Source organism: Hymenobacter daeguensis, from assembly GCF_054780555.1.
This window is the reverse complement of the sequence record NZ_BAAGWC010000002.1, coordinates 195,144-220,708: the sequence shown is the minus strand read 5'-3', so window position 1 is coordinate 220,708 and position 25,565 is coordinate 195,144. Positions and strand designations below refer to the sequence as shown.

Genomic DNA, 25,565 nt, shown 5'->3' with positions numbered 1-25,565 from the left:
CGGCCGCAGCAGCCCTAATCTAAGGGAACCGGCAATACCAGCACTAACGCCGTTTTTTAGTGGCTTTGGCGGGGGTTTTGGCGCGGGCCTGCTTGGCGGCCAGCTTGGCTTCCTGCTCGGCAATTTTCTCGGCCAGCCGCTCCTGCTGCCGCCAGTAAAGCAGCGGCATCCAGCACGTCATCGATACCATAAACAGCCAGTAGTTCCGGGCCAGGTCGTTGTAGAAAACCGTCTGGTAGATGCCGATAACCAGCGCCACCACGCCCACGGAAAACAGGACGGTGCGCAGCAGGTGTTTGTCGAATGTCATAAGAAAAAGAGGCCGCGCCTAGAGGCCGGCCCCGGTTTTGGCAATGATGCCCGTGGGCCGCTTGATGCTGTAGCGCGAGAAGTTCTGGTTGGCCTTCAGCCCGTAGCCGTCGATGTACTCAGTGGGCGTTTCCACCTTCACAAACATGGCGGTGTCGGTGTAAATCAGCTGCTGGTTCTTGTCGAAAAACAGCTCCTCGGTGCGCATGTTCTGCCGCTCGGGCACGTTCACGACGTGCACCTTGCCGCGCATGATGTAGAGGTTTTTGGCCTTGTCCGACTTGCCGTAGTTGGCCCGCAGCGTGTTGATAACCGTCTTCTTGCCATCGGCCGAGTAAAACGTCACCACCATGCCCTTGGGGTAAATGATGTCGCCGTTTTCGAACTGCTGCTCCAGCGGCGCGGTGAGTTGAAACTTCAGCTTGGCCGAGTCGCTCACCAGCGTCAGCACGTTGGTGGTTTCCATCAGCGGGCCGGTGTACACCATGCGAGGGCCCGTGATTTTCTGCTTGTCGCAGCCGGCCAGCGCCAGCATAGCCAGCACCACCCCACTCCCCCACCAATAGCTGAATCCGGACAAGTTACCTGAGCTTTAGTGCGATGGAAATTATTGCAGGCGGCGCTTGATGAACCAGCGGTTGTTCAGCGTGACGCCCAGCTGGCCGCGAATGTAGTTTTCCTGCACGTTGCTGGAGCCGCTGGCCGTTTCGAGCAGGCTGGTATTGCCGCGCACCCCATAAATGAAGGCCAGGCTGAACGTGGTGGCTTCCAGGGGCGTAGCCGTAGGCAGCGGGAAGGCAAAACCCCAGCTCACCGACCGGTCATACAGCGTTTTGCCGCCCGGCTGGTACGGCATCTGGGCGAAGCTCACGCCCGCCCGGTACGTCACGCGCTGGAAGTAGTGCTCCACCGAGCCCGGGTCGGGCGAAATCTCGCCGCCCAGCCCAACCCGCAGCGTGTTGTTCAGGGCCGGGCCGGTGGAAGTGAAATTGCGAAACTGCGACCATTGCTGCTGCGACACATCCAGGTTCACACTCCAGTTCTTGTCGTTGTCGAGGCTCAGGCCGGCCTGGGCCAGCGCCGGCACAAAGGCATTGCCCCGCCCGTCGCTCAGCACCGTGGCGGTGCCAATGAGGGTGCCATCGGCATTCTCACGCTCACGGGTGTTGGTTTGCAAGCCGTTGAGCTTGTGCGAGAAGCTATATACACCGCCCAGGTTCAGGCTCAGGCTTTTGCCCACCTTGTGGCGGTAGTGCGCCCCGGCCCGGAACGCGAAGTCGGAGTAGCGCGTGTGCTGGCGGTCCACCGATTTCACGGCGGCTTCGGTGCTGTTGGCAATTTGCAGGGTCGTGCCCGTCGTTTCGTCCACCGTCCCGAAAACGTAGGAGGCCGTGAAACCCACCGTGAAGCCCTTGGCCAAGCGCACGCCCTGCGCCAGGTAGGCTTCCGAAACGCCGCCCGTACCGCGCAGCTGGGTCAGCTCGGTGTCTTCGGGCTTGTTGGCCACCGGCTGCTGCGTGTTCGATTCGTAGTCGACCGAGCTCAGTGGCTTCAGCCCGACGGCCGCGCCCCAGCGCGTGCTCAGCGGCACCGACATGGCAAAGTAGCCCAGCGTAGCGCTGCCGCTCCGGCTCGACGCCACCGCATTCTTCACCGTCTTGTACTGCCCGTTGTAGCCCGCCTCAAACGTGGTCCGGCCGGTGTAGTACAGCATTGCCGGATTCAGCTCATTCACGTTAACCGCATTAGGCGCCGCCAGGCCCACGCCGCCCATGCCCATCTGGCGCACGCCGCCGGTGTTGGCATTGTACTCGCCCAGCCCAATGCGCGAGTACGGCGAGTTGCCAAGGCCCTGCGCCTGCGCGCCGGCCGCCATCAGCACGCCGCTCAGCACCAGCCCCAGCCAGCGGTACTCCATCTCTTTACTTGTCAACATGATAAACTAAAATCCGATTTAGCCCGAGCAGTACCAGCTCGGGGACAACAAAGATACTATTTGGGAGCCGGGCGGCCAGAAAGCCGGCATCGCCTCCCGTCAGCAACACGCCCAGGTTGGGGTATTGCTGTTGATATTGAGCGAGTAAGCCGCCGATTTCGGCCACCGTGCCATTCACCACGCCACTCAGCAGGCTCCCGGTAGTGGAGTCGCCCACGAGCGGAATCGTTGCATCGGCTGCCGGCAATTCCAGCAGCGGCAGCCGCCCCGTGAAGGTGTGCAGGGCCCGCAGCCGCATGGCCAGGCCCGGCCCGATGCTGCCGCCGTGGTAGGTGCCATCGGCCGTCACGAGGTCAAACTTCAGCGCCGTACCGGCATCGATGATGAGTGTGTCGCGGCCCGGCCGCAGCGCGGCGGCCCCCACGGCAGCGGCCAGCCGGTCGGCCCCGAGCGTGTGGCGGGTAGCGTAGGCATTGCCGAGCGGCACCAGCGTGGTGCCGGGGCTGAAGGCCAGGATTTCGCCCGGCACCAGGCCCCGCAGCTCCTCCACGGTCAGCACGGCCGCCTCGGCCACCGAGGCCACGATGACGTGCTGCGGGGCCCAGCGCTTCACCAGCTCGTGCACTTCGGCAGCGGTGAGGCCGGCCGCCATCGCCCGCAGCGCCGGACCATCGAAACAGCCGGCCTTCACGGCCGTGTTGCCAATATCAAGAGCGAGGGTACGCATGGATAAAATGAAGAATGAGGAATGAAAAATGAGGAATGGAAAATGGCGGTTGGGCCACTTCTTCATTCCTCATTTTTCATTCCTCATTTCCCTACAGGAAGTATTTCAGGCGAATCACCTCCTGCTCGCTCAGGAAGCGCCACTTGCCGCGGGGCAGGTCTTTTTTGGTGAGGCCGGCGTACTGCACACGGTCCAGGGCCACCACTTCGTAGCCGAGGTGCTCGAAAATGCGGCGCACAATGCGGTTGCGGCCAATGTGGATTTCGATGCCCACGAAGTGCGCGTTGCCCGCCACCACGGCCACGTCGTCCACCACGGCTTTGCCGTCTTCCAGCTCCAGGCCTTCCGAAATCTTGCGCAGGTCGTCTTCCGACAACGGCCTGCTCAGCTCAACCTGGTAGATTTTCTTGTTCTTGTGCGAAGGGTGCGACAGCTTCTGCGCCACTTCGCCATCGTTGGTGAAGAGCAGCAGGCCGGTGGTGTTGCGGTCGAGCCGGCCCACCGGGAAAATGCGCTCCTTCGAGGCGCTGGCCACCAGGTCCATCACCGTGCGGCGGCCTTCGGGGTCTTCCGTGGTCGTGATGAAGTCCTTGGGCTTATTCAGCAGCACGTACACCGACTTCTCGCGGTTGAGGTTGGTTTTGCCGTACTGCACGGTGTCTTCGGGCTGCACTTTGTAGCCCATCTCCGTCACCACTTCGCCGTTCACCCGGATTTCGCCGGCCGCAATCAGCGCATCGGCCTCGCGGCGCGAGCAAATGCCCGCGTTGGCGATGTAGCGGTTCAGGCGCGTTTCGTCGGTGCCGAAATCATCTTCCTCGCGGCGGCGCTTGTTGCCCCGGTTTTTGTCCTGCTCGTAGTGCTTCAGGTTTTTGTAGTCGGGCGCTTCGCCGGGCTTCTCGCCGTAGCGGGGCTTGTCGGCGCGGTTTTCCTGGACGACCGGACGGGCCGACCGTGGCTTGTCCACGCTGGCCCCATAGCCCGTGCCCGAACGGCGTACGCTGCGCTCCTGGGCTTTCAGCATTTCGCGGCGCTCGGCAAAGCTGCCGGGGGCCGGTGCCCACTTCTCTTTGGGGCCACGCTTTTCGTAGCTGCCGTGGCGCTCGCCGGTGCTGCGGGGCGAACCAGGCGCGCCGTCGCGGCGGCCAAACGCCCCGGGCGTAAACTTCCGGCCAAACGCAGCCTGGTCGGCGCGGTAGTCGGCATCACCGGCGTCGTTGCGCTCGCGGCCGAAGTCACGGCGCTCGTTGCGCTCCTCACGCGGCTGCGGCGGATTGGCTTCGAACGGCCGAGCGGCGCGGATGGGCCGGTTGGGGCCGCGCTCCGCGTCGCGGTCAAAGCCTTCCGGCTCGCGGGGCGTGCTGCGGCCAAAGCTGCCACCCGGGCGCGGGGCACTGGCATCGGTTTGCTCGTAGGGGTTTTGCTTCTGGAATTTGCGGTTGCGCTCGCCGGGCAGGCCCCGGGGCACGGCCTTTTCGCCGTCGCGGCGGTAGGGCTGGCCGTTCCAGTTTTCTTTGGGCTGGTACGGCCGGATGGGGCGGTCGGCGTTGGCGGCCGGGCCGCGCTGCTCACGGTCGCCGCCGAAGCTGCCGCGCTCGGGGCGCGGTGCCGCTACCCGCCCGTAGCTGGTGCCGGTGCGCTGCTCCTTGCCCACGCTGGGCCGGTCGGTGCGGCGTTCGTACGAGCGGTCATTACCGGGGCGGAAACCGCCCTGCTCGCGCTGGCCAAATTCCTTATTGCCGAAGCGCTGGCCCCCGAAGCCGCTGCCGCCTTCGCGGTTGCCGCCGCCGTAGCTGCTGCCATATGGGCGCTTCTCCCCATCGCCAAATTTTTTACCGCCAAACGCGCCGTTCGTGGGCCGCCCAAAGGCGCCGTTTGAGGCCGGGCGGCCGGTTCCGTAGCTGTTGCCCCGGTCGTTGCCGCGCTCAGCACCCCGGCCGGCAGCACTGCCGCCAAAGCCCCCGGGACCACCGGCATTGCGGCCGCCGCGACGGTCCGCTTTATCTTCTGAAAAATGTTTCTTGCCCATGGGGAGAAAAGTTGCGTGCCGTATCGCTACGGTACAGGTTAAAAAAAGGAATCGGTATTGGGTAGTCGGTGGTCAGACGGGTTGAACACAGCCAACCAAAAAATCATTCTGACCACTGACTACCCAATACCGACCATTCCCAAAAAGCGGGTGCTTAGTCGCGCCGCGCCATTTTGGCTTCAATCGAATGCTGGGTGTGGGGCACCGCCCGCAGACGCTCCTTCGGAATAAGCTTGCCCGTGCCGATGCACACGCCATAGGTGCCGTTCTTGATGCGAATCTGGGCATTTTCGAGCTGCTGGATGAACTTCATCTGGCGCGAAGCCAGCTGGTTCATGCTTTCCTTCTCAGCCGTGTCTGCGCCGTCTTCCAGCACCTTGGCCGAGGAAGCCGTGGTGTCTGTGCCGGTGTCGTTGCTCCGGTTCAGCGTTTCCTTGATGAAAGACAGCTCCTTGCGGGCCGCCGTCAGCTTTTCCTGGATAATCTGGTCGAACTCATTCAAGTCCTCCCGGGAATAGCGAATGTTGTCGTCGTTCATTGATAGGGTAAAAAAAGGACTGCGAAATGATGTGAAAGGCTTGCCACTCGGCAACGCCGGCGGCTGCTAAATGGTTTGGCAGGGCTCAAAAGCTTCTGCCGCCTCACGCTAAAGCCGTTGGGTACTGGTTTTTGCGGGTGCAAAGTTATGTCTTTCGAACCGCTTTTCCTTTTTTGCTAAAAACCCAGCATTTGAATCGCGGCCACAGCCGCTTCCACGCCCTTATTGCCGTGCTTGCCGCCGGCCCGGTCCCAGGCCTGCTCCAGCGTGTTGGTGGTTACCAGTCCGAAGATAACCGGTTTATTAAACTTCAGCCCTACCTGCGTGATGCCCTGCGCCACGGCATGGCAGATGTAGTCGTCGTGCTTGGTTTCGCCCTGAATCACGACGCCCAGGCAAATCACGGCATCAATCTCATCGTGCTGGGCCAGAAACTGTGCCCCCAGCGTCAGCTCGAAGCTGCCGGGCACCGTGTTGCGGAAGATGTTTTCGGCCACGGCCCCGTGCTTGAGCAGCGTTTCGTAGGCGCCGGCGCTCAGCACATCGGTAATCTCCCGGTTCCACTCGGCTACCACCAGCCCGAAGCGCTTTTCGCTGATGTCGATAAAAGTAGAAGCGTCGTACTCGCTCAGGTTTTGTAGGGAAGTTGCCATGAATCGCTCTTTTTCGCTGTATTAGCCATGATTGCGCGGTTTTGTTCACGCGCCTCAAAATTACGCCCATCCCGCACTGCTTCCAGCGCGGGCTGATTACATCATCTTTACGCAGTCGGCTCAAAAAAATTGCGCTTCCCCACATTTGGAGAAGCGCAATCCGGAACCAGCGAAACCACAGCTAAGCCATGATAATCAGTGGTTTATTTTTCGAGTTTGGCTTTGTACTGGCGGGCTTCCGATACTTCCTGCGCCGTGGGATACTCGTTGATGATGCGGTCGTAAGCTTTCAGAGCACCGTCATTGTCCTTGGCCGCTTCGCGGGCCACGGCTTCTTTCAGCAGGTAGCCGGGCGAGAAGTATTCGTTGGCGTTGTGGTCGGCTGCCTTGGCGTAGAGGTCGGCGGCTTCCTTGGGCTTGTTGAGTTCCAGCTGCGCGTCGCCCATCAGCGCGTAGGCACGGCTTTGCACCAGGTAATCATCCGAGCTGAAGTCTTCGAGGTAATCGAGGGCTTCCTGGAATTTGCCTTGCTTGAGCGAAGCTACCCCGGCGTAGAAATTGGCGAGGTTGCCAGCTTTCGTGTTGCCATACTCGTTGGCTACGGTGGTCAGGCCGGGCGCTTTGCCATCGCCTTTCACGGCTTTGTTCAGCGAATCGGCTTCCCAGTTGTTCACAGCGCGGAACATGCTGGCCTGGGCCTTGTCGTCCTGCTGGTTGCGCCAGGTGTAGAAGCCGAAGCCGCCCACAATCGCCAGCACCACCACGGCCAGAATGCCCAGCAGAATGTTGCGGTTGTTGCGCACGAAGTCCTCCGACTCGGCCAGACGGGCGGCCAGAGCGTCCGGGTCTTCCAGAAGCGGGTTTTCGGACGGCACAAACTCCTCGGCCGGTGCCAGCGGGTCGACGGGCACGTTCTGGGTTACTTGCTGCCCCTGGCGGGCCTGCTGGCTTTTGCCAGTGTATGGAATCTTCGACATTACAGAAGGTATTTCAACAATCCGGCCTTGTGCACAAGTTCGGATAGAGCCCAGCGGGCCAGATTAAATTAGTCGTGGATGTAGGGATAGTCGGCCTGCACGTACACGTCCTTGTACAGCTCGTCGGGCGTGGGGTAAGGCGAGTTCTCGGCAAATTCTACCGACTCGGCTACCTGCGCCTTCACGCGCTCATCAATGGCTTCGAGGTCGGCCTCCGTCGCCATGTTGTTGGTGAGGATGGTGTGGCGCACGCCCTCAATGGCGTCGCGGTGGCGGTAGTCTTCCAGCTCTTCCTTGGTGCGGTACTTGGCCGGGTCGCTCATGGAGTGGCCTTTGTAGCGGTAAGTCTTGAACTCCAGCAGCGTGGGGCCTTCGCCGGCGCGGGCGCGCTCGGCGGCGCGGGCCACGGCGTTGTGCACGTCTTCCACGCGCATGCCGTTCACCGGCTCCGAGGGCATGTCGTAGCTCAGGCCGATTTTGTAGAGGTCCGTCACGTTCGAGGTGCGAGATACCGACGTGCCCATGGCATAGCCGTTGTTCTCAATCACGAAAATCACGGGCAGCTTCCACAGCATGGCCATGTTGAAGGCTTCGTGCAAAGCACCCTGGCGCACCGCGCCATCGCCCATCGAGCAGATGCAGAGCTTGCCGGTCTTGTTATACTTCTCGGCAAAGGCAATGCCCGCGCCCATCGGTACCTGGCCGCCCACAATGCCGTGGCCGCCCATGAAACCAACTTCCTTATCGAACATGTGCATCGAGCCGCCCTTGCCTTTCGAGCAGCCGGTGGCTTTGGCAAACAGCTCGGCCATCACGGCATTGGGAGAAGTGCCCAGCGCCAGCGGATGGGCGTGGTCGCGGTAGGCAGTGATGTACTTGTCGCCCTTTTCCAGCGCCGATACCTGACCAGCTACGCAGGCCTCCTGGCCGATGTAGAGGTGGCAGAAGCCTTTAATTTTCTGCTGCCCGTAAAGCTGACCAGCCTTGTCCTCAAACTTGCGCATGAGCTGCATCTGCTCGTACCACTGCAGATACGTCTCCTTCGGAAACGAGGGCTGCGTAGCTTCGGGCGTGGGCGTGTCGCTGCCCGATGCGGCCGCAGTCGGCTTATCGGTACCAGGCAGTACGGGGTCGGGCTGGGCAATGGTTTCTACACCATTGCTTTTTCCTTTGGTCGCTTTGGTGGCTTTTGCAGCCGCGCCAGTGGAAGCCTTTGCGGCCGTCGATTTTTTGGGAGCAGCTTTTACTTTCGTATCCGCCATAGCACGTTAAGGAAGAAATATTTTCGCGTTGGGAGGGCGAAATTACGTAAAACTGCTGGCAATACCGAACCTTATGACGCTTGACTCCCTACAGTTGCTTTTTTTTAAGAATTATGATGACGCCGCCCTGCGTTTATCGCCGGGCCTCAATTGCTTCATCGGCGACAACGGGAGTGGTAAAACCAATCTGCTCGACGCCATTCATTACCTCTCCCTCACCAAAAGCGCTATTACTGCTTCCGACAGCTTATGCATCAAGCAAGGCGCTGATTTCTTTGTAGTTAAGGGAAATTTTTCATCGGAATCGACTTCGGGCCACGAAACCATCCAAGTGAGCCTGCGGCAAGGCCAGAAAAAGACCGTTACGCACGATAAGCAGTCTTATGAGCGCATGGCCGACCATATTGGCCGCTACCCCGCCGTATTGATTTCGCCATACGACACCGACCTCATTCGCCAGGGCAGCGAAGAACGGCGCAAATATTTCGATAGCCTGATGGCCCAGCTCGACCACGAGTTTCTGGAGCTGCTTATTTCCTATAACGCCTTGCTTCGCCAACGCAACGCGGTACTCAAGCAGGGCGACCGGCCTTCTCATGGTTTCGACCGCGACTATCTTTTGGCGCTCGACGAGCAGCTTGCCCCAATTGGCCAGCAGCTCACGCTCCTGCGTGCTGCTTTTCTGGAAGAGTATGTCCCCATATTCCAGCGTCATTACCAGCAGCTTGCCGATGGCCGCGAAGAGGTGACGCTCTCCTACAAAACCCAGCTATTAGGAACTGATTTTGCTCAGCTGCTCCGTATGAACGAACGCCGGGACTTTGCCTTGCAGCGCAGCACCACCGGCTCGCACCGCGACGACTTCGTCTTTCTAATGGGTGAGCAGCCGGTCAAAACCCATGCTTCGCAGGGCCAGCAAAAATCGTTTGCCATTGCGCTTAAGCTGGCCCAGTTTGAAATGCTGGCCGCCAAGCAGCAGCACAAGCCTCTGCTCCTGCTCGACGATATTTTTGACCGCCTCGACGATAAGCGGATAGCCCGCCTACTGGAACTGGTGGCTGACGAAACTTTCGGCCAGGTTTTTCTGACCGATACCAACCTGGAACGCACCGACCAGGCGCTTGCCCGGGTCACGGTTCCTATCTCCCGGTTTCGGGTTCAGGCTGGCACGGTTGTACCCGTTTAGCCGGGCTCTTGCCTACCTTTGCATTACAGAAAACAGCACAATGCTTTTGTCATTTTCTGCCTCGAAAAGCTCTGTGAAAAAATCCTCCTCCCCTTCTCGCTCTGGTGACATCACGCTCAAGGAAGGCCTCGAAGCCTTGGTGCGAACTTATCGCCTCCAGGGCAAGCTTAATGAGGTAACCGTAGTTTCCAGCTGGGAGCGAGTGATGGGCAAAGCCGTTGCACTGAAGACCCAGGAGGTATATGTGAACAAGGGCCGGCTCTTTGTACGCCTTAGCTCCGCACCGCTCAAGCACGAGCTATTAATGGCTAAAACCCGCGTTGCCGAGCTCATTAATGCTGAGGTTGGAGAAACAGTGGTTCACGAGGTCATTTTTCTATAGAGCGCCCATCTCCCGCACGATTTGCCCCTGGTTTCCCTGAGCGGTATCGGAGTCAGCATTCGCTGGTCAGAGTAAGGTCGATTGTCAACGCGCGTATTCCTTAATTGCGTAGCGCTGTTGAGCTCATTCGCTTGTGATTGCACCGCCGTCTCTTCAATAATAGCGGGCGCTGCCAACACCTTTTTCTTCGGCTCAACTATCCGGTGCCAATCAGCGGTCAGCTACGAATCCTTGCCACAGGGGCCTCTCTTGAATGAGTTTGTAAAAAGACAAAAATGTTTCACGTGGAACATTTCTGTCACTTGGGCCCATACACTTTCAGCAAAAGCTCGTTGTAGGCTTCCAGAAGCGCGATGTACTTGGTCTGCAGTGCCAACAACTGTTTAGTTGCATCAGAATCAACTGAAACGGAGGACGTAACGCGTGGTGTAACGTTATTTGTAACAGGTGTGCGAACAATTGGAGTTACAAATGGAAGCGACGATTGCTGAACAATTGTAAAATCCTCCGAAAAGTCGTGATTTATAATTTCGCCGATTTTTTTTACAAAGCTGTAATCAACTGTCTCGTCTTTGAATTTACGATAAATAGTCGGACGTGTAATGCCCAATTCCTCTACGATACGCGTAATGGAAATACCGCTGTTTTTGATGGCTTCCTGCAGGATTTCGCCTTGATGTGGCATATTGAGAGTGTTGCGTAACGCTGATGCAAATATGTCCGATTCGTTTCAATAATACAAACTTGTTCAAACAATAAAAACACAAAACGTTTCTATACACAATAAGGTTACACTGATAAAAACGTATCATTTACAAGCAATGCATGTTACAAAAAACATTGTTACAGATAAGATTTGTAACGCATTGTACAGCATGGTTTACAAATAATGTATTCTTTGATATCCTAGACGAAAGGGCTTATCAAATCAGGAAGCACCGAGATATTGCGTATCGGCTTAAAGGTGCCTGATTTTATACCAGGAGACGGGTAAGAACATCGGGGTAGTCTGTCGTAATACCATCAACCCGCAGGTCGATGAGCCGCTGCATATCAGCAGCGGTATTAACCGTCCAGGGTACGAGGCGCAGGCCGGGGTAGGACGTTCGCAGTTGTTGCACCGCATCAGCTGTAACGGTTCGGAAATTGGGCCCGAACGCAGTGGGTACAAAGCCAAGGGCCTGAAGGCTGGCAAGCCACGGCTGCTCCTCCTCGGCCAGCAGACAAGTAGCGAGGCCGAGCTGTTGCTGGTGGGCTAGCTGCAGAATGCGAGCATCAAAGCAGAGAAGGGTAGTTTGAGGGATGACCTGAGCCGCTACTAGCTCAGCCAACACCAGGGCCAGGAATTGCGCGGGTTCGGGATGATAAATGTTGTCGGTTTCGGGCAGGCATTTTAATTCGATGGAGAAGCGAACGGGCGCACGGCCCAGCTGCCGGGTGGCGATAGATATAGCACGCAATACCTCGCCCAGGAGGGGCTTGTAAGCAGGTTGGGGCTGCTGATTGGGAAAGCCGGGATGGCGTAGCTGGCCGCAGTCGCAGTGGCGAATAATGGAATACGGCATCTGAAAGAGATTGAACCGGGGCGGACTTTCCGGTGCAATGGGCTGGCCTGTGGGGCCGAGGCAAATGAGAGGATTTAGCCAGGGCTCGTGTGAAACGACAACCTGACTGTCGGCCGAAATGACGACGTCCATTTCCAGCACATCAACGCCAAGGGCCAGGGCATGCAGGAAGGATGGGAGGGTATTTTCGGGCAGTAAGCCGCGGCAACCGCGGTGGCCGTGGATTTCGGGGCGGTGAAACGTGCAGCGGCTGGTGAGCATGAATGGTTGGGACATTGGGGAAGAGAGGTAGCAAGCTGGCTGCTGCCAGACTGAACCATGATTTATGCGTTAGTGAATGGTTGTGATTTACGAGCTACGAACCGAAACGCGTGGTTTGGGGTAATTTTGCGGCTCATCATTTTGCCTGCTTACGCTTTCATGAAAAAACTGCTGCTACTCGTTGTGCTACTGGCTTTGGGTGCCGGAGGCTATTATTACTACCGGAGCCTGAAAAATGGGCCCAGCGGCGCGCTGATAGCAGCGGCAGCGGCCGTGCAAGCGCACGACATGACCAGCTTTGAGAAGTACGTGGACGTGAACAGCGTGACCACCCACCTGGTGGACGACGTAGCGCAGCAGGGCAATGTGCTGACTTCGCTGATGCCCGGTGGTAGCCTGATGATGGGTGGGGCCATGCGGCTCCTGAAGCCGGCCCTGGCCAAGGCGGCGCACAATGAGGTGCAGCGCTACGTAGAAACCGGCTCGCTGGAAGCAGCTGCCGCGGCTGCTCCCAAGCGCCTCGTAAATATCTCGCTGACCGGCCTGGCCAGCAAAGTGGTGAGCCCGGACAGCGAGTTTAAGGGCGTGAAGTATACCCGGGAGGAAGGCGACAATGCTTTCGTGGGCCTGGAGGTGACGCAGCCGCGCTACGACACCACCATGGTAGTGGAAGTGAAGATGCGCCGGCAGGGCGACCACTGGCAGCTCACCCAGATTACGAACAGCAGCGAGCTGCTGCGCGGCGTGGCACAGTTGGAAAAGAAGCGGCTGCTGAATCAATAGCGGCTCAACTTTATGTCAAAAGCAAGAAGCCCCGACCAATGAATGGTCGGGGCTTCTTGCTTTTGACTGGCTCTGGTTTCAGGGGCTTACTTGCGACCCGAAAACAGGAAGTAAATGATGGAACCGAGCACCGGGAAAAACCAGATAACAACGCCCCAGATAATTTTCCTGGTGATGTCCCAGTCCTGCTTGAGCAGACTGATAACTGCAGCAATGGCCAGGATAAGGTAGAGCACACCAATGATGGTGAGGCTGCCGTTGTCATTGTAGCGGCTGCACGATGAGACAAGCAGCATCAGGGGAAGCAGGCCAGCTGCGAAAGGCAGGCGGGCAGCGAAGTGACGAAGCGTATGCATAAGAGAGGAACGAAGTGAAAGAATGAGTTCGTGCTTTCCTTACGCAATGTCCGGCAAATAGATATAGAGAATCAATTATTACTAGTCAAAGAACTGATTATCAAATTTTTGACTTAACAAACAGGCTAATTTGCTCGATGAAGCCCGCGCCAGCAGCCGGCATGAGCACAAGCATAAGGACAACACCGTACAAGGCCCCGTAAAAGTGGGCATCATGGTTGACGTTGTCGCCCCGGCGACGGCCCATGTACCAGGAATAAGCCAGGTAGAGAATACCAAAAAGGAAAGGCTGAATTGGAAACGGGATGGGGAAGATGATGATGCCACTGCCATCGGGTGCAACCGGGAAAAGCAGGATGCTGGCAAAAAGAACCGAGGCCACCCCCCCCGAGGCGCCAAGGCTGCGATAGCCACGGTCGTCGCGGTGCTGGAAGTAGGAGGGTAAATCGGAAATAATGATGCCGCCCAGGTAGAGCAGCAAAAACAGCCCAAGTCCCAGTCCCTGACCATAGCCGGCACCCAGCGTTTCCAGCACCACGGGGCTGAAAGAATAAAAGGCAAACATGTTGAAGAACAGGTGGCCCAGGTCGGCATGAAGGAAGCCGGAGGTGAGCAGCCGATACCACTGCCCCGACGAGCGAGCCATGAGGTAGGGATACATTATCCAGGAGTCCAACAATTCCTGTTTGGACCAGGCATAGGCGGAGATGGCGACCGTGAGGCCGATAAGAATGATGACGGGACTGAACACGGCAAGGATTAATTTTCGCGGTCCATGAGCTGGAGCGCGAGGCGGTGGAGTGGTTCTTTGCGCTCGGCAGGGGCCGCTACGCGCTCCAGATGCTGCAAGGCATCCTGGAAATAGGAGTTGATGAGAGCTTCGGTCTGAGGACGAATTTCGAGCTCGTCGTAGATAGCCCGGACGGCTTGAACCTTGGCATCTGCATCGGCCACGGGCTGGCCTATATGTTGGGCCAAAGTAGCTTGCTGGGCGGCGTTAGCCTGGGACTGAGCGGAGAGCAGGAGGAAGGTTTTTTTATCGGATATAATGTCGCCGCCCACGCGCTTGCCGAAGGTGGCGGCATCGCCGTACACGTCGAGCAGGTCGTCGCGCAGTTGGAAGGCTAGGCCAATGTCAGTACCGAACTGGCGGAGGTGCTCGGCATCTTCCTCGGAAGCGCCGGCGAGGCGGGACCCCAGCTCCAGGCAGAAGCCGAGGAGGACGGCCGTTTTCAGCCGAATCATGTCCAAGTATTGGGCAATGCTGACTTGGGGCTCGGTTTCGAAATTCATGTCCCACTGCTGGCCTTCGCAGACCTCGGCAGCCGTCTGGCTGAAGCGGGCGAGGATGCGCGGGAGCAGCGCGGGCGGCACTTCCAGGAACAGTTCGTAGGCCCGCACCAGCATCACGTCGCCGGAAAGGATGGCCACGTTGGGGTTCCACTTTTCGTGCACGGTGGCCTGGCCGCGGCGCAGGGGCGCCTGGTCCATCAGGTCGTCGTGGAGGAGGGTGAAGTTGTGGAAGACTTCGGTGGCCAGGGCGGGCTTGAGGATGCCGCTGAGGTTGTCGGTGAAGAGGTGGGCGCCGAGCAGTGTGAGCAGCGGGCGGATGCGTTTGCCGCCCAGGCCCATGATGTAGCGGATGGGGGCGTAGAGGGTATCGGGCTGCTCGCCGTAGCTGAGCTGCGCCAAGGCGGCGGTGATGTTAGCGGGGAAGTCGGCTGGGGTCATAGGTGGTGCAAAGAACGGCAGGCGCGAGTAACCTCACCCCCGGCCCCTCTCCAAAAGAGAGGGGAGCCACGGCGGCGCTTACAAGGGCAAATTCAGTGTTTCTGGTATCAGCAAAAAAGCCCCGACTCTGGCTTGAGTCAGGGCTCTTAAAATCGTCAGGCTCCCCTCTCTTTTGGAGAGGGGCCGGGGGTGAGGTTCCGGCGGCTGAACTTACCGCCGCTTGCCCTTGAACCCGCCTTTGCTGCCACCCTTCCCACCGCTGTGGTCGCGGTAGCCGCGGGGCTCACTGTTGCGCTGCTTGCGCTCGTCGGCTTCGCGCTTTTTCACATGGTCGGGACGGTCGTCGACCAGCTCAAAGTCGATGGTGCGGTCGAGCAGGTTGGCGGATTTTACGACCACCATCATCTCGTCGCCGAACTGGATGATGCGCTTGTTGCGGCGGCCCACGATGCGGTAGTTGTCCTTGTCGAGCTCGTATTCGTCGCCGGGAATGTCGCTGATGCGGACCATGCCCTCGCACTTATTCTCCTCGATTTCGATGTACATGCCGCGCTCCGTCAGGCCCGATACGACGCCCTTGAAGGTGTTGCCGATTTCATCGGCCATGAACTCGACCTGCTTGAATTTGATACTGGCGCGCTCGGCGTTGGCCGCCAGCTTCTCGCGGGCCGAGGAGTGCTTGCACTCTTCTTCCACGGGCTCGACGGGCACGTTCTTGCCGCCGAGCAGGTAGTGCTCGAGCAGGCGGTGGGCCATCATGTCGGGGTAGCGGCGGATGGGCGAAGTGAAGTGCGAGTAGTGGTCGAAGGCCAGGCCGAAGTGGCCGAGCGGCTCGGTGGTGTAGATGGCCTTGCTCATGGTGCGAATGGCCAGGCCCTGGAGCACGTTTTGCTCGGGCTTGCCCATCACTTCGGAGCTGAGGTTGTTGAGCTCGGTGCTGATTTTTTTCGGGTTTTCGAGCTTGAGCTTGTAGCCGAATTTCTGGGCGAAGAGGGCGAAGGTTTGGAGGCGTTCGGGCTCGGGCGCGTCGTGGGTGCGGTACACCATGGTGAAGCGCGGCTTGGTCTTTTTGAGGTTGAACACGAACTCGGCCACCTTGCGGTTGGCCAGCAGCATGAACTCCTCAATCATCTTGTGGGCGTCCTTCCGCTCCTTCACGTACACGCCGAGGGGCTTGCCGTTCTCGTCGAGCCGGAACTTCACTTCCTGGGTTTCGAAGGTGATGGCCCCCTGCTTGAAGCGCAGCGCACACAGCTTATGCGCCATGTCGTTCATGATGTTTATCTCCTCGGCGTAGTCACCCTCCTTGCTTTCGATGCGCTCCTGCGCCTCCTCGTAGCTGAAGCGGCAGTCGGAGTGAATGATGGTTTTGCCGAACCACGACTCGTAGAGCTTGCCGTTTTCATCAAGCTCGAACACGGCCGAGAAGGTGAGTTTGTCCTCGTGCGGGCGCAGCGAGCAGAGTCCGTTGCTTAGGCGCTCGGGCAGCATCGGAATCACGCGGTCGACCAGGTACACCGAGGTAGCGCGGTGCTTGCCCTCGCGCTCTAGCTCGGTGCCGGGGCGCACGTAGTGGGTGACGTCGGCGATGTGCACGCCGATTTCCCAGTGGCCGTTTTCCAGCTTCTGAATGCTCAAGGCATCGTCGAAATCCTTGGCATCGGCGGGGTCGATGGTGAAGGTGGTGATGTTGCGGAAGTCGCGGCGGCGGGCAATTTCATCCTGCTCGATAACCTCGCTAATGCCTTCCGATTCCTCTTCCACTTCGGAGGGGAATTCGAAGGGCAGACCGAACTCGGCCATGATGGCGTTTATCTCGGCTTCGTTGCCGCCGGCCGCGCCGAAGTTGCGGATGACCTCGCCCACCGGCTGCCGGCTGCTGTCCTCCGGAAACTCGTTGATGCGGACCAGCACCTTGTCGCCGTTGCGCGATTCGTGCAGCAAATGCGGCGGCACGAACACGTCGAAATACACCTTGCGGTTGTCCGGCTTCACGAAGCCGAGCGTGCCCTGAATCTGGATGCGGCCCACGATTTCGGGGCGCACCCGCTTGAGCACTTCCACCACGTCGCCCATCGGCCGGCCATCGCGCGAGCCGCTGCGCAGGCGCACCCGCACCACGTCGCCCTGCAGGGCAAACTTGAGCTGGTCGGTGAACACGCGGATGTCGTCGGAGTCGCCCGTGCCCTCCGGCACCACGAAGGCGAAGTTGGGCGTGGCCAAATCGACGGTGCCAATGACGGTGTTCGACGGGGCGCGCTCGGGGCGGTCGTCGCCATCCACGTAGTCGAAGCCGGCCGAGCGGCGGCGGTGCACAATGGGGTCCTGGCCGAACTCGGCCTGCACCGAACGGTTGCGGGGCGGGGCGATGGGCGAAGATTCTTTTTTACCCGATTTTCGAGCGCTGGACGGCATCAAAGCCGCCGCTACGGCGTCCGCATCGGCAAGACGGTATTCGTCGTTTTGGAGCAGCGTAATGAGGCCGTTTTTGCGCAGCACCTTGATGTGGGCAAAAATCTCCTCGCGCTGGCCCTTGGTCGTGACGCCGAGGCGGCGCGAGAGCTGGCGGTAGGCGAGGACTTTGGTGGGGTTGTCGGCGAAGACGCGCAGGACTTGGTCTTGGGTGATGGCCGCGGGTTCGGGCTTTTCGCGCTTGGCGCGGGGAGCCCGGGAGTTTTCGGGGGTATTCATTTGGGGTAAAAGTGGCCGCCGAAAAGTGGTTTGGTCGCAGGCGGCGAGAGCGGAAAAATGAGTGGCTGGCTGGGCCGCGCCGCTTAGTGAAACGCGGGCCGGGCCGGGAGGTTGTAGCGCGGGCTCTGCGAGTCCGTGCGGGGTTTGGGATTGACGTAGTAGCCGCCAGAATCTTGAGCTTCGTCAGCGCTGCTTAAGTAGCGTCTGGCGGCGCAAGGTATTGAGGCAAGCGCGGAGTAACGCGAACCCCGTAGCGTGGACTCTGCAAGTCCGCGCATCGTTGGCCGATATGTCGTTCGCCCAGGCGCGGACTCGCAGAGTCCACGCTACGGAACGCTACGGTTAAGCCCGGCTAGCTACGGCGGCTTCGATGTCGGCCAGGCTGTCCTTCGGGATGGCGGCTAGCAGACCTTGGGTGTATTCGTGTTGGGGAGCGGCGTAGATGGCTGCCGCCGGGCCGCTTTCCACGATGCGGCCCTGGTGCATGACCAGCAGCCGGTCGCTCATAAACCGGGCCACGGACAGGTCGTGCGTGATGAACAAATAGGTGATACCGAACTCACGTTTGAGGTCGTTGAGCAGGTTCAGGACCTGCGCCTGCACCGAGACATCGAGGGCCGAAACCGACTCGTCGCAGACAATCAATTTGGGCTGCAAGGCCAGCGCCCGGGCAATGCAGATGCGCTGTCGCTGCCCGCCGCTGAACTCGTGCGGGTAGCGCTGGAAATGCTCGTCGCGCAGCCCCACGGTGCGCAGCAGCTCCAGCACCTTCGCCTTTTGCTGTTGGCGGGTGCCGCCCACGTTGTGCACGCGCATCGGCTCCCAAATGGCCTCGCCCACGGTCAGCATCGGGTTAAGGGCGGCGTAGGGGTCCTGAAACACCAGCTGCAAATCGCGCCGGCGGCGGCGCAGGTCCCCACTCGACAGCTTCGCCAAATCGGTCCCTTCAAACAGGATGCTGCCCGCCGTTGGTTCCGTGAGGCGGAGCAGGGCCCGGCCCAGCGTGGTCTTGCCGCAGCCCGACTCGCCCACGAGGCCGATGGTTTCGCCGGGGTAGAGCGTGAAGCTGACATCGTCCACGGCCCGCACGTAATCGGTGGCGCGACGGAAGAAGCCCTTGCGGAGGGGAAAGTAGACCTGGAGGTTTTGAACCTGGAGAAGCGGTTCAGCACCGCTAGCCGCGGCGGCCACGACGGGCGCAGAAATGGGCGCCGAAGTAAGCTCGGCAGGGCGTGGAACATCCCCCAAAACGCCATGTTCCACGGGGAACGTTTTGGCGGTTTCGATTTTATCGTGTAACTGCTGGGCCTCCACTTCGGGCGAAGATTCCGCAAGTGCCTCATCTGGCAGCGGAAGCAAGGGCTCGGGCTGAGCCAAAAGCTGCCCGCTAGCGTCTTCTCGCATGAAATCGGCCACCACGGGGAGGCGTTTTTTGCCCACCGAGAGGCGCGGACGGCACGCCAAAAGGCCTTTTGTGTACGGATGTTGCGGATTTGAAAAAATATCTAGCACCCTCCCCTGTTCCACGACCTTGCCCCGGTACATCACCAGAATACGGTCGGCGATTTCGGCCACCACCCCGAGGTCGTGGGTGATGAAGAGGACGGCGGTGTTGTGCTGGCGGCGCAGGTCGTCAATCAGGCGCAGCATGCGGGCTTGCACCGTCACGTCGAGGGCCGTGGTGGGCTCGTCGGCGATGAGCAGGGCCGGGCGGCAGGCCATGGCCATGGCAATCATGACGCGCTGCTTCTGGCCGCCCGAGATTTCGTGCGGGTAGCTGCCGAAAATGGCTTCGGGGCGTGGCAGCTGCGCCTCGGTGAACAGCTCAATGGTGCGGGCCTTGGCGGCGGCTTCGCTGAGGTCGGTGTGGAGGCGCAGGGCTTCCACCACCTGGCTGCCGCAGGTGTACACGGGGTTCAGCGAGGTCATCGGCTCCTGGAAAATCATGCCGATGTCGTTGCCGCGCACCTGGCGCAGGTCGGTTTCGGCGAGTTTCAGCAGGTCGGTCTGGCCCAGCTTTTCGGACTGGAAGAGGGCCTCGCCACTGGCAATGCGGCCGGGCGGCATCGGAATCAGCCCCAGCAGCGCCAGCGACGTCACGGATTTGCCCGAGCCGGATTCGCCCACAATGGCCAGCGTTTCGCCCCGGTTCAGCTCAAACGACACGTTGTCCACGGCCCGCACGTCGCCGCGGTGGCTGGAGAAGTCAATGGTGAGGTTGGAAACGGCGAGCAGCGGGTTGGGCACGGAGGGAATTATGGGTGGCAGTTTGGGGTGGTTTCGGTACGCAAGAACGTCAAGTACGCAGGAACGTCATGCTGAGCGCAGTCGAAGCATCTCTACCGCTTCGTTGGGGTAAGGCTCACTACAGATACTCCCTCAGAAAAAATCACCGCGTCTAAGCCGACAGCAGCATCAAATGTAGTTTTAATAAAGCTGCCACTTTCCTCAAAATCTAGGCTCATCAGCACATTTTGGTGGCTGAAACGGTCAAACTCTATTTCTTCTACGCCGATAAAATTGAGTTCTATATCGCACTGCTTGGTGAGCTTGTAATGCCCTGTTTCATCAACCTCTTTCGTCATCTCGAATGCAGATATGACAAAGGAAACCAAAGGCCAATAACCAGAATTAGACTCAAAAGTCACTTTTGCGACTGCTGCATCATGAAACCGTGGCCAGTATCCGAAATGCTCAAGAACAATTTCGGCATTGGTTATTCTAGCGATAGCAGGGTTTTGATTCTCTGACACGAAGTTCAATTTCTATGTTCACCGAAGCGGTAAAGATGCTTCGACTGCGCTCAGCATGACCGTTCTAAAGTGTGACCTTCTACGATTACCGTTCGACGTTCTGCCTCTCCCCTACTACGACAGCTTCTCAGCATCGGCAGCGACTAGGGGCTGGGGCTCGTTGGGAGCGGCGGCGGGCTGCGATTCGTTGAAAAAGCGGCTCTGGTTGAGCAGAATCAAGGCAACGCCGATGAAGATGGACGAATCGGCGATGTTGAAGATGGGGAAGCCGTTGCTGTACGAGCCACCGATGAGGGGCCAGGATTTGGGGAAATAACCCACGTACAGCGGCACGAAAATCATGTCGATGACCTGGCCATAGAACCAGCGCGTGGGCGAGCCTACCGGGGCGTTATTGTAGATAATTCCGTAGAAAATCGAGTCAATCAGGTTGCCGACCGCGCCGCCGAGAATGAGAGCCATGCAGGCAATATAGCCGGCTGCCACGTGCTGGCGGCAGAGGCGAATAATGTAGTAAATCAGCCCGCCCACGGCCAGCATGCGGAAGCCGGTGAGCACCAGCTTGCCGTAGGGCGCGGGTAGCTCGGCCCCGAAGGCCATGCCAGGGTTCAGCGTGTAGGTGAGCTTGGCCCACTGGCCGAAAATCGGGATTTCGCCGGCCGAACCTAGCTGCATGTAGGTGTGCACCAAATACTTCGAGAGCTGGTCGATGGCGATGATGAACAGGGCCAGCAGGAAGAATTTAGCTGCGTTTTGCTGGCGAGTGGTGAGCGTTGGGTGCATTTCAGAGGGTGCCCGGGGGCGGAATTGGCGGGCAAAAGGCAATAAAAAACGTCATGCTGAGCGAAGCGCAGCGGAGTCGAAGCATCTCTACCGCTTCGTTGTGGGGAGTGAAATTACGACCCCGGTAGAGATGCTTCGGCTGCGCTATGCTTCGCTCAACATGACGTTCTGGTATTCAGTGCTCCATTAGCCCCGCAGAAAAAGGCGTTATGCCAGATTCTCCGAGTCAGGAGCTACCAGCGGCTCGCTGTATTTCTCAATCACAGTCACGGGTTCTTCCTGCTTGAAAAAACGGCTCTGGTTGAGCAGAATCAATGCCACGCCGATGAAAATGGAGGAATCGGCGATGTTGAAGATGGGCCAGAGCGAGACGTACTTCCCTCCTATCAGCGGCCAGTTTTGGGGCAGGAAGCCTTCGTAGATGTCCACGTAGAGCATATCGATGACCTGGCCGTAGAACCAGCGCGTGGGCGAGCCAAACGGCGCGTTGTCGTAGATAATGCCGTAGAAAACCGAATCAATCAGGTTGCCCACGGCGCCGCCGAGGATGAGAGCCATGCAGGCGATGTAGCCGCCGGCGGCGCGCTGCTTGCAGAGGCGGATAATGTAGTAGCTCAGGCCAAACACGGCCAGCAGGCGGAACCCACTGAGAACCAGCTTGCCATAGGGCGCAGGCAGCTCGGCGCCGAAGGCCATGCCGGGGTTCAGCGTGTAGTGTAGCTTGGCCCAGTGGCCAATGAGCGGAATTTCGCCCGCCATGCCGGGCTGCATGTAGGTGTGCACGGCCCACTTCGAGAGCTGGTCAAAGGCAATGACGAACAGCGCCAGCAGGAAGAATTTAGCCGCGTTTTGCTGGCGAGTGGTGAGCGTTGGATGCATTCAGACGGGGCCAAAAGTGGCGGGAACGACGGCCTGTTTTATTACCGTCCTTTTGTACCTTTTACAACTGATTATCTGAGGTTTTGTGCGACCAAAGACGAGCTTATTGAGTGTTTGTACGGCCGAGGACTCGCCGGGGATTTCACCTCCCGGCGAGTCGTTCAGCATCAGGCAGTTGCGACCTCCAACCGAACCGGCACAGAGTAGTCATCAAATTCGAGCACCGAGCCGCCGTTCACGTCGGCCGCGAACGTGAGGGCGAGGGCCTGCGTTTCGGTGCGGATGTAGTCGCCGAACGCGGCCACGGCGGCCGTGAGCTCGGGCTGCTGGTCGGCCAGCGTGACGCGGATTTTGTCCTGCACTTCCAGGCCCGAGTCTTTGCGCAGGTTCTGGAGGCGGTTCACCAGCTCGCGGGCGAGGCCTTCCTGGCGCAGCTCGTCGGTCAGGGTCACGTCGAGGGCCACGGTGAGGGGGCCGTCGGTGGCCACGAGCCAGCCGGGCAGGTCGTCGGTGCGGATTTCCACATCGTCGGGAGCAAGCGTGATGGGCTGGCCATCGACTTCCACGGCGAGGCTTCCCTCCTTCTCCAGCTTCGAGATTTCGGCGGCCGTCATCTGCTGAATGCGGGCGCCCACGGCCTTCAGGCGCGGGCCGTATTGCTGGCCGAGGCGCTTGAAATTGGGCTTCACCGACTTCACCAGCACGCCGCTTTCGCTCTCGTCGTCGAGGAATTCGATGTGCTTCACGTTGATTTCGGCGCAAATCAGGTCCTCCACAAGGCCGACTTGCTCCTTGGTCGAATCGTTCAGCACCGGCACCAGGATGCGTTGCAGGGGCTGGCGCACCTTCAGCACCGACTTTTTGCGCAGCGAGTGGGCCAGCGAGCTGATGCGCTGGGCCAGCTCCATGCGCTCCTCCAGCTTCGGGTCGATGCGGGCCGTGTCGGCTTCCACCAGCAGCGTGAGGTGCACCGACTCGGGGGCCAGGGGCGTGTTTTTGGCCACGGCTTCGGCGCGCATGCCGTCGGTCATGTTCTTGTACAACCACTCGCCGAAGAAGGGCGCGATGGGCGACATCAGCTGCGCCACTACCACCAGGCATTCCTGCAGGGTTTCGAAGGCAGCGCGCTTATCCTGAGTCAGTTCGCCCTTCCAGAAACGGCGGCGCGAGAGGCGCACGTACCAGTTCGAGAGCTGGTCGGTCACGAAATCCTGGATGGCGCGGGCGGCCTTCGTGGGGTCGTAGTTGTCCAAATGCCCGCGTGCTTCCACAATCAGCGACTGCAGCTTGCTCAGCACCCAGCGGTCCAGCTCGCTCAATTCGGCGTGCGGCACGCGGTCGAATTCGCTGGTTTGAAACTCGTCCAGGTTCGCGTAAAGCGCATAGAACGAGTACGTATTGAACAGCGTGCCGAAGAAACGACGCTGCACTTCGGTCACGCCGGCGGGGTCGAACTTGAGGTTGTCCCACGGTGGCGCGTTGGCGATGAGGTACCAGCGGGTGGCATCGGGGCCGAACTGCTTGATAGTGGCAAACGGGTCGACGGCGTTGCCGAGGCGCTTGCTCATCTTCTGGCCGTCCTTAGCAAGCACCAAGCCATTGGCAATCACGTTTTTGAAAGCCACGGAGTCTTCCAGCATCACGGCCAGGGCGTGCAGCGTGAAGAACCAGCCGCGCGTTTGGTCCACGCCTTCAGCGATGAAATCGGCGGGGAAATTCTTCTGGAACTGGCCCTCGTTTTCGAGCGGGTAGTGCCACTGCGCGTAGGGCATGGCGCCGCTGTCGAACCACACGTCGATGAGGTCGGGCTCGCGGTACATGGGCTGGCCGGTGGGCGAGACGAGGAAAATATCGTCCACGTATGGCCGGTGCAGGTCCACTTTTTCGCCGTTGGCGTAGGGGTTGTGGGTCATGATTTCGGCCGCCACGGCCTTGTCAATCTCCGCCTTCAACTCGGCGATGCTGCCGATGCAGATTTCCTCCGTCCGGTCCTGGGTGCGCCAGATGGGCAGCGGCGTGCCCCAGTAGCGCGAGCGGCTTAAGTTCCAGTCTACCAGGTTCTCCAGCCAGTTGCCGAAGCGGCCGGTGCCGGTGCTTTCGGGCTTCCAGTTGATGGTTTTGTTGAGCTCGATGAGCCGGTCCTTCACCGCCGTGGTCTTGATGAACCAGGAATCGAGCGGGTAGTAGAGCACGGGCTTGTCGGTGCGCCAGCAGTGCGGGTAGGTGTGCTCGTACTTCTCCACTTTGAAGGCCGTGCCGTCGCCCTTCATCTTGATGACGATGCTCTCGTCCAGCGTTTTATAGTCGGCGCCGGATTCGTCGTGGCCGTCGTAATTCTTCACCCAGCGGCCCGCGAACTCGCCCATTTGGGGCACGTAGCGGCCCGTCCGGTCCACGATGGGGCCGAGCGTGCCTTCGGCATCCGGCACCATCAGCGCCGGGATGTCGGCCAGCTGCGCGGCCCGGAAGTCATCGGCGCCAAACGTGGGCGAGATGTGCACGATGCCCGTGCCGTCCTCCGTGGTCACGAAGTCACCGTTGATGACGCGGAAAGCCCGCTCCTGCCCTTCAAACGGCGTGAAATCGAACAGGCGCTCGTACTTGATGTCGATTAGGTCGGCGCCGGTGAATTCACCGTCAATTAACCACGCAGTTATTTTACCTGCTTTATCTAAGAGCTTAGAATTATTGTCTTTATAACCCTGACCTTTAATTAAATCCAACCCATTAGCGAAAAAATACTTAGCGAATAAATCTTTTGCTAGTATTACGTGGATTGCCTCTTCAGTATAAGGGTTATAAGTGCGAACCAAAAGGTATTTTATGTTCTTGCCAACAGCCAATCCTGTATTCGCTGGCAAAGTCCAAGGAGTAGTTGTCCATGCAAGAAAGAATACATTACCAGACGCGCCTATCAAAGACTTAGGCAGATATCCGCCTTCTGTTTCTGTCAGAAATTGAGTATCTTCCTTTAGTTGAAGCACCTTCTGAAAAAGTTTCTCGGACTTCTCATCCCATTTCACCTTGAACTGTGCCACCACGGTCGTGTCCTTCACGTCCTTGTAGGTGCCGGGTTGGTTCAGTTCGTGCGACGACAGGCCGGTGCCGGCGGCTGGCGAATACGGCTGGATGGTGTAGCCCTTGTAGAGCAAGCCTTTGTCGTAGAGCTTCTTGAGCAGTGCCCAGCAGCTCTCGATGTATTCCGGCTCGAAGGTCACGTAGGGGTCGTTGAGGTCGACCCAGTAGCCCATTTTCTCGGTCAGGTCGTCCCACTGCGCCTTGAAGCGCATGACGGTTTCCTTGCAGCGCTGGTTATAATCCTCCACGCTGATTTTCTTGCCGATATCCTCCTTCGTGATGCCCAGCTCCTTCTCCACCTGCAGTTCGATGGGCAGGCCGTGGGTGTCCCAGCCGCCTTTGCGGGGCACTTGCTTGCCCAGCAGCGTCTGGTAGCGGCCGAAGATGTCCTTCACCGTCCGCGCCATGACGTGGTGGATGCCGGGCGCGCCGTTGGCCGACGGGGGGCCTTCGTAAAACACGAACGTGGGCTGGCCTTCGCGGCTGCTCACGCTCTTTTCAAAGATGCCGTGCTCCTTCCACCAGGCGAGGATGTCCTCGCCGAGCTGGCCGTAGTTGAGCGGCTGCTTGTATTCGGGGTATTTCATTGTCAGTTTTAGAACGATGTAGAGACGCATACTTGCGTCTCGTCGTTGAACGGTAATCGATAGAATTTCAGGGCAAACGAGGCCTGCACGGCGCAGACG

The 25,565-nt window shown here is 59.3% G+C and carries 23 protein-coding genes; 3 read left to right on the top strand and 20 right to left on the bottom strand.

The genetic code is table 11. The features are described 5' to 3' along the window. Window positions 1-43: 43 nt before the first annotated feature. The 9 genes from ACYVHT_RS04570 to pdhA all read right to left on the bottom strand — a co-directional run bounded on the left by ACYVHT_RS04570 (window position 44) and on the right by pdhA (window position 8,431). Window positions 44-310 (bottom strand): hypothetical protein, encoded by a 267-nt coding sequence (locus ACYVHT_RS04570; protein ID WP_460548437.1) that lies wholly within the window; start codon window positions 308-310, stop codon window positions 44-46. An 18-nt stretch (window positions 311-328) separates the two neighbouring features. Then, a complete protein-coding gene (lptC, locus tag ACYVHT_RS04565; RefSeq protein WP_460548435.1) occupies window positions 329-889 on the bottom strand; it encodes an LPS export ABC transporter periplasmic protein LptC in 561 nt (186 codons plus the stop codon). 27 nt (window positions 890-916) lie between these two features. Next, complete coding sequence (locus ACYVHT_RS04560; RefSeq protein ID WP_460548432.1) at window positions 917-2,245, bottom strand: hypothetical protein; 1,329 nt, start codon at window positions 2,243-2,245, stop codon at window positions 917-919. Next, on the bottom strand, window positions 2,232-2,972 hold the full coding sequence (locus ACYVHT_RS04555) for a type III pantothenate kinase (protein ID WP_460548430.1): 741 nt from the start codon (window positions 2,970-2,972) through the stop codon (window positions 2,232-2,234). The genes ACYVHT_RS04560 and ACYVHT_RS04555 overlap by 14 nt, the downstream gene beginning before the upstream one ends. Before the next feature lie 91 nt (window positions 2,973-3,063). Then, the gene (locus tag ACYVHT_RS04550) at window positions 3,064-5,001 is read right to left on the bottom strand and encodes a pseudouridine synthase (protein ID WP_460548428.1); all 1,938 of its coding nucleotides are present in this window, start codon (window positions 4,999-5,001) and stop codon (window positions 3,064-3,066) included. Between the two features lie 154 nt (window positions 5,002-5,155). Continuing rightward, window positions 5,156-5,539: a TraR/DksA family transcriptional regulator gene (locus tag ACYVHT_RS04545; RefSeq protein ID WP_208173963.1), complete on the bottom strand. Its 384-nt coding sequence runs from the start codon at window positions 5,537-5,539 to the stop codon at window positions 5,156-5,158. A 176-nt stretch (window positions 5,540-5,715) separates the two neighbouring features. Beyond that, a complete protein-coding gene (gene ribH / locus ACYVHT_RS04540) occupies window positions 5,716-6,192 on the bottom strand; it encodes a 6,7-dimethyl-8-ribityllumazine synthase (protein WP_460548425.1) in 477 nt (158 codons plus the stop codon). A gap of 203 nt (window positions 6,193-6,395) precedes the next feature. Next, window positions 6,396-7,169 (bottom strand): tetratricopeptide repeat protein, encoded by a 774-nt coding sequence (locus ACYVHT_RS04535; RefSeq protein WP_460548424.1) that lies wholly within the window; start codon window positions 7,167-7,169, stop codon window positions 6,396-6,398. A gap of 68 nt (window positions 7,170-7,237) precedes the next feature. Further along, window positions 7,238-8,431 (bottom strand): pyruvate dehydrogenase (acetyl-transferring) E1 component subunit alpha, encoded by a 1,194-nt coding sequence (gene pdhA, locus ACYVHT_RS04530; RefSeq protein WP_460548422.1) that lies wholly within the window; start codon window positions 8,429-8,431, stop codon window positions 7,238-7,240. A 73-nt stretch (window positions 8,432-8,504) separates the two neighbouring features. Between pdhA and recF the strand changes: the two genes are divergently transcribed. Both recF and ACYVHT_RS04520 read left to right on the top strand, forming a co-directional pair. Next, window positions 8,505-9,617 carry a DNA replication/repair protein RecF gene (gene recF / locus ACYVHT_RS04525; protein WP_460548420.1) on the top strand — a complete coding sequence of 371 codons (1,113 nt, stop codon included), beginning with the start codon at window positions 8,505-8,507 and terminating at the stop codon, window positions 9,615-9,617. Between the two features lie 73 nt (window positions 9,618-9,690). Continuing rightward, on the top strand, window positions 9,691-9,999 hold the full coding sequence (locus ACYVHT_RS04520; protein WP_460548418.1) for a DciA family protein: 309 nt from the start codon (window positions 9,691-9,693) through the stop codon (window positions 9,997-9,999). 298 nt (window positions 10,000-10,297) lie between these two features. Here ACYVHT_RS04520 and ACYVHT_RS04515 read toward each other — a convergent pair whose 3' ends face one another. Next, window positions 10,298-10,684: a helix-turn-helix domain-containing protein gene (locus ACYVHT_RS04515; protein ID WP_460548416.1), complete on the bottom strand. Its 387-nt coding sequence runs from the start codon at window positions 10,682-10,684 to the stop codon at window positions 10,298-10,300. 289 nt (window positions 10,685-10,973) lie between these two features. Then, a complete protein-coding gene (locus tag ACYVHT_RS04510) occupies window positions 10,974-11,840 on the bottom strand; it encodes a glycerophosphodiester phosphodiesterase family protein (RefSeq protein ID WP_460548414.1) in 867 nt (288 codons plus the stop codon). 144 nt (window positions 11,841-11,984) lie between these two features. Between ACYVHT_RS04510 and ACYVHT_RS04505 the strand changes: the two genes are divergently transcribed. Beyond that, entirely contained in the window at window positions 11,985-12,608 is a 624-nt protein-coding gene (locus ACYVHT_RS04505) for a hypothetical protein (protein ID WP_460548412.1), read from the top strand. An 86-nt stretch (window positions 12,609-12,694) separates the two neighbouring features. Here the strand turns inward: ACYVHT_RS04505 and ACYVHT_RS04500 are convergent, their stop codons facing one another. From ACYVHT_RS04500 to ileS, 9 genes are all read right to left on the bottom strand, one after another. Continuing rightward, entirely contained in the window at window positions 12,695-12,964 is a 270-nt protein-coding gene (locus tag ACYVHT_RS04500) for a PLD nuclease N-terminal domain-containing protein (protein WP_460548410.1), read from the bottom strand. 100 nt (window positions 12,965-13,064) lie between these two features. Next, on the bottom strand, window positions 13,065-13,715 hold the full coding sequence (locus tag ACYVHT_RS04495) for a rhomboid family intramembrane serine protease (RefSeq protein WP_460548408.1): 651 nt from the start codon (window positions 13,713-13,715) through the stop codon (window positions 13,065-13,067). Between the two features lie 8 nt (window positions 13,716-13,723). After that, window positions 13,724-14,695: a polyprenyl synthetase family protein gene (locus ACYVHT_RS04490; protein ID WP_460548406.1), complete on the bottom strand. Its 972-nt coding sequence runs from the start codon at window positions 14,693-14,695 to the stop codon at window positions 13,724-13,726. Window positions 14,696-14,905: 210 nt separating this feature from the next. Then, a complete protein-coding gene (gene rnr, locus ACYVHT_RS04485; RefSeq protein WP_460548404.1) occupies window positions 14,906-17,386 on the bottom strand; it encodes a ribonuclease R family protein in 2,481 nt (826 codons plus the stop codon). Window positions 17,387-17,728: 342 nt separating this feature from the next. Then, a complete protein-coding gene (locus tag ACYVHT_RS04480) occupies window positions 17,729-19,633 on the bottom strand; it encodes an ABC transporter ATP-binding protein (RefSeq protein ID WP_460548402.1) in 1,905 nt (634 codons plus the stop codon). Between the two features lie 92 nt (window positions 19,634-19,725). Further along, on the bottom strand, window positions 19,726-20,139 hold the full coding sequence (locus tag ACYVHT_RS04475; RefSeq protein ID WP_460548400.1) for an Imm50 family immunity protein: 414 nt from the start codon (window positions 20,137-20,139) through the stop codon (window positions 19,726-19,728). A 114-nt stretch (window positions 20,140-20,253) separates the two neighbouring features. Further along, window positions 20,254-20,922 (bottom strand): lipoprotein signal peptidase, encoded by a 669-nt coding sequence (locus ACYVHT_RS04470; protein ID WP_460548398.1) that lies wholly within the window; start codon window positions 20,920-20,922, stop codon window positions 20,254-20,256. Between the two features lie 207 nt (window positions 20,923-21,129). Then, a complete protein-coding gene (locus ACYVHT_RS04465; protein ID WP_460548396.1) occupies window positions 21,130-21,801 on the bottom strand; it encodes a lipoprotein signal peptidase in 672 nt (223 codons plus the stop codon). 167 nt (window positions 21,802-21,968) lie between these two features. Beyond that, the gene (gene ileS, locus ACYVHT_RS04460; protein WP_460548394.1) at window positions 21,969-25,466 is read right to left on the bottom strand and encodes an isoleucine--tRNA ligase; all 3,498 of its coding nucleotides are present in this window, start codon (window positions 25,464-25,466) and stop codon (window positions 21,969-21,971) included. Between the last annotated feature and the right edge of the window lie 99 nt (window positions 25,467-25,565).

Coding starts and splice junctions, on each gene's coding strand:
- ACYVHT_RS04570 (WP_460548437.1), bottom strand. CDS start 310: ATGACATTCGACAAACACCTGCTGCGCACCGTCCTGTTTTCCGTGGGC.
- ACYVHT_RS04560 (WP_460548432.1), bottom strand. CDS start 2,245: ATGTTGACAAGTAAAGAGATGGAGTACCGCTGGCTGGGGCTGGTGCTG.
- ACYVHT_RS04555 (WP_460548430.1), bottom strand. CDS start 2,972: ATGCGTACCCTCGCTCTTGATATTGGCAACACGGCCGTGAAGGCCGGC.
- ACYVHT_RS04550 (WP_460548428.1), bottom strand. CDS start 5,001: ATGGGCAAGAAACATTTTTCAGAAGATAAAGCGGACCGTCGCGGCGGC.
- ACYVHT_RS04545 (WP_208173963.1), bottom strand. CDS start 5,539: ATGAACGACGACAACATTCGCTATTCCCGGGAGGACTTGAATGAGTTC.
- ribH (WP_460548425.1), bottom strand. CDS start 6,192: ATGGCAACTTCCCTACAAAACCTGAGCGAGTACGACGCTTCTACTTTT.
- ACYVHT_RS04535 (WP_460548424.1), bottom strand. CDS start 7,169: ATGTCGAAGATTCCATACACTGGCAAAAGCCAGCAGGCCCGCCAGGGG.
- pdhA (WP_460548422.1), bottom strand. CDS start 8,431: ATGGCGGATACGAAAGTAAAAGCTGCTCCCAAAAAATCGACGGCCGCA.
- recF (WP_460548420.1), top strand. CDS start 8,505: ATGACGCTTGACTCCCTACAGTTGCTTTTTTTTAAGAATTATGATGAC.
- ACYVHT_RS04515 (WP_460548416.1), bottom strand. CDS start 10,684: ATGCCACATCAAGGCGAAATCCTGCAGGAAGCCATCAAAAACAGCGGT.
- ACYVHT_RS04510 (WP_460548414.1), bottom strand. CDS start 11,840: ATGTCCCAACCATTCATGCTCACCAGCCGCTGCACGTTTCACCGCCCC.
- ACYVHT_RS04505 (WP_460548412.1), top strand. CDS start 11,985: ATGAAAAAACTGCTGCTACTCGTTGTGCTACTGGCTTTGGGTGCCGGA.
- ACYVHT_RS04500 (WP_460548410.1), bottom strand. CDS start 12,964: ATGCATACGCTTCGTCACTTCGCTGCCCGCCTGCCTTTCGCAGCTGGC.
- ACYVHT_RS04490 (WP_460548406.1), bottom strand. CDS start 14,695: ATGACCCCAGCCGACTTCCCCGCTAACATCACCGCCGCCTTGGCGCAG.
- rnr (WP_460548404.1), bottom strand. CDS start 17,386: ATGAATACCCCCGAAAACTCCCGGGCTCCCCGCGCCAAGCGCGAAAAG.
- ACYVHT_RS04470 (WP_460548398.1), bottom strand. CDS start 20,922: ATGCACCCAACGCTCACCACTCGCCAGCAAAACGCAGCTAAATTCTTC.
- ACYVHT_RS04465 (WP_460548396.1), bottom strand. CDS start 21,801: ATGCATCCAACGCTCACCACTCGCCAGCAAAACGCGGCTAAATTCTTC.
- ileS (WP_460548394.1), bottom strand. CDS start 25,466: ATGAAATACCCCGAATACAAGCAGCCGCTCAACTACGGCCAGCTCGGC.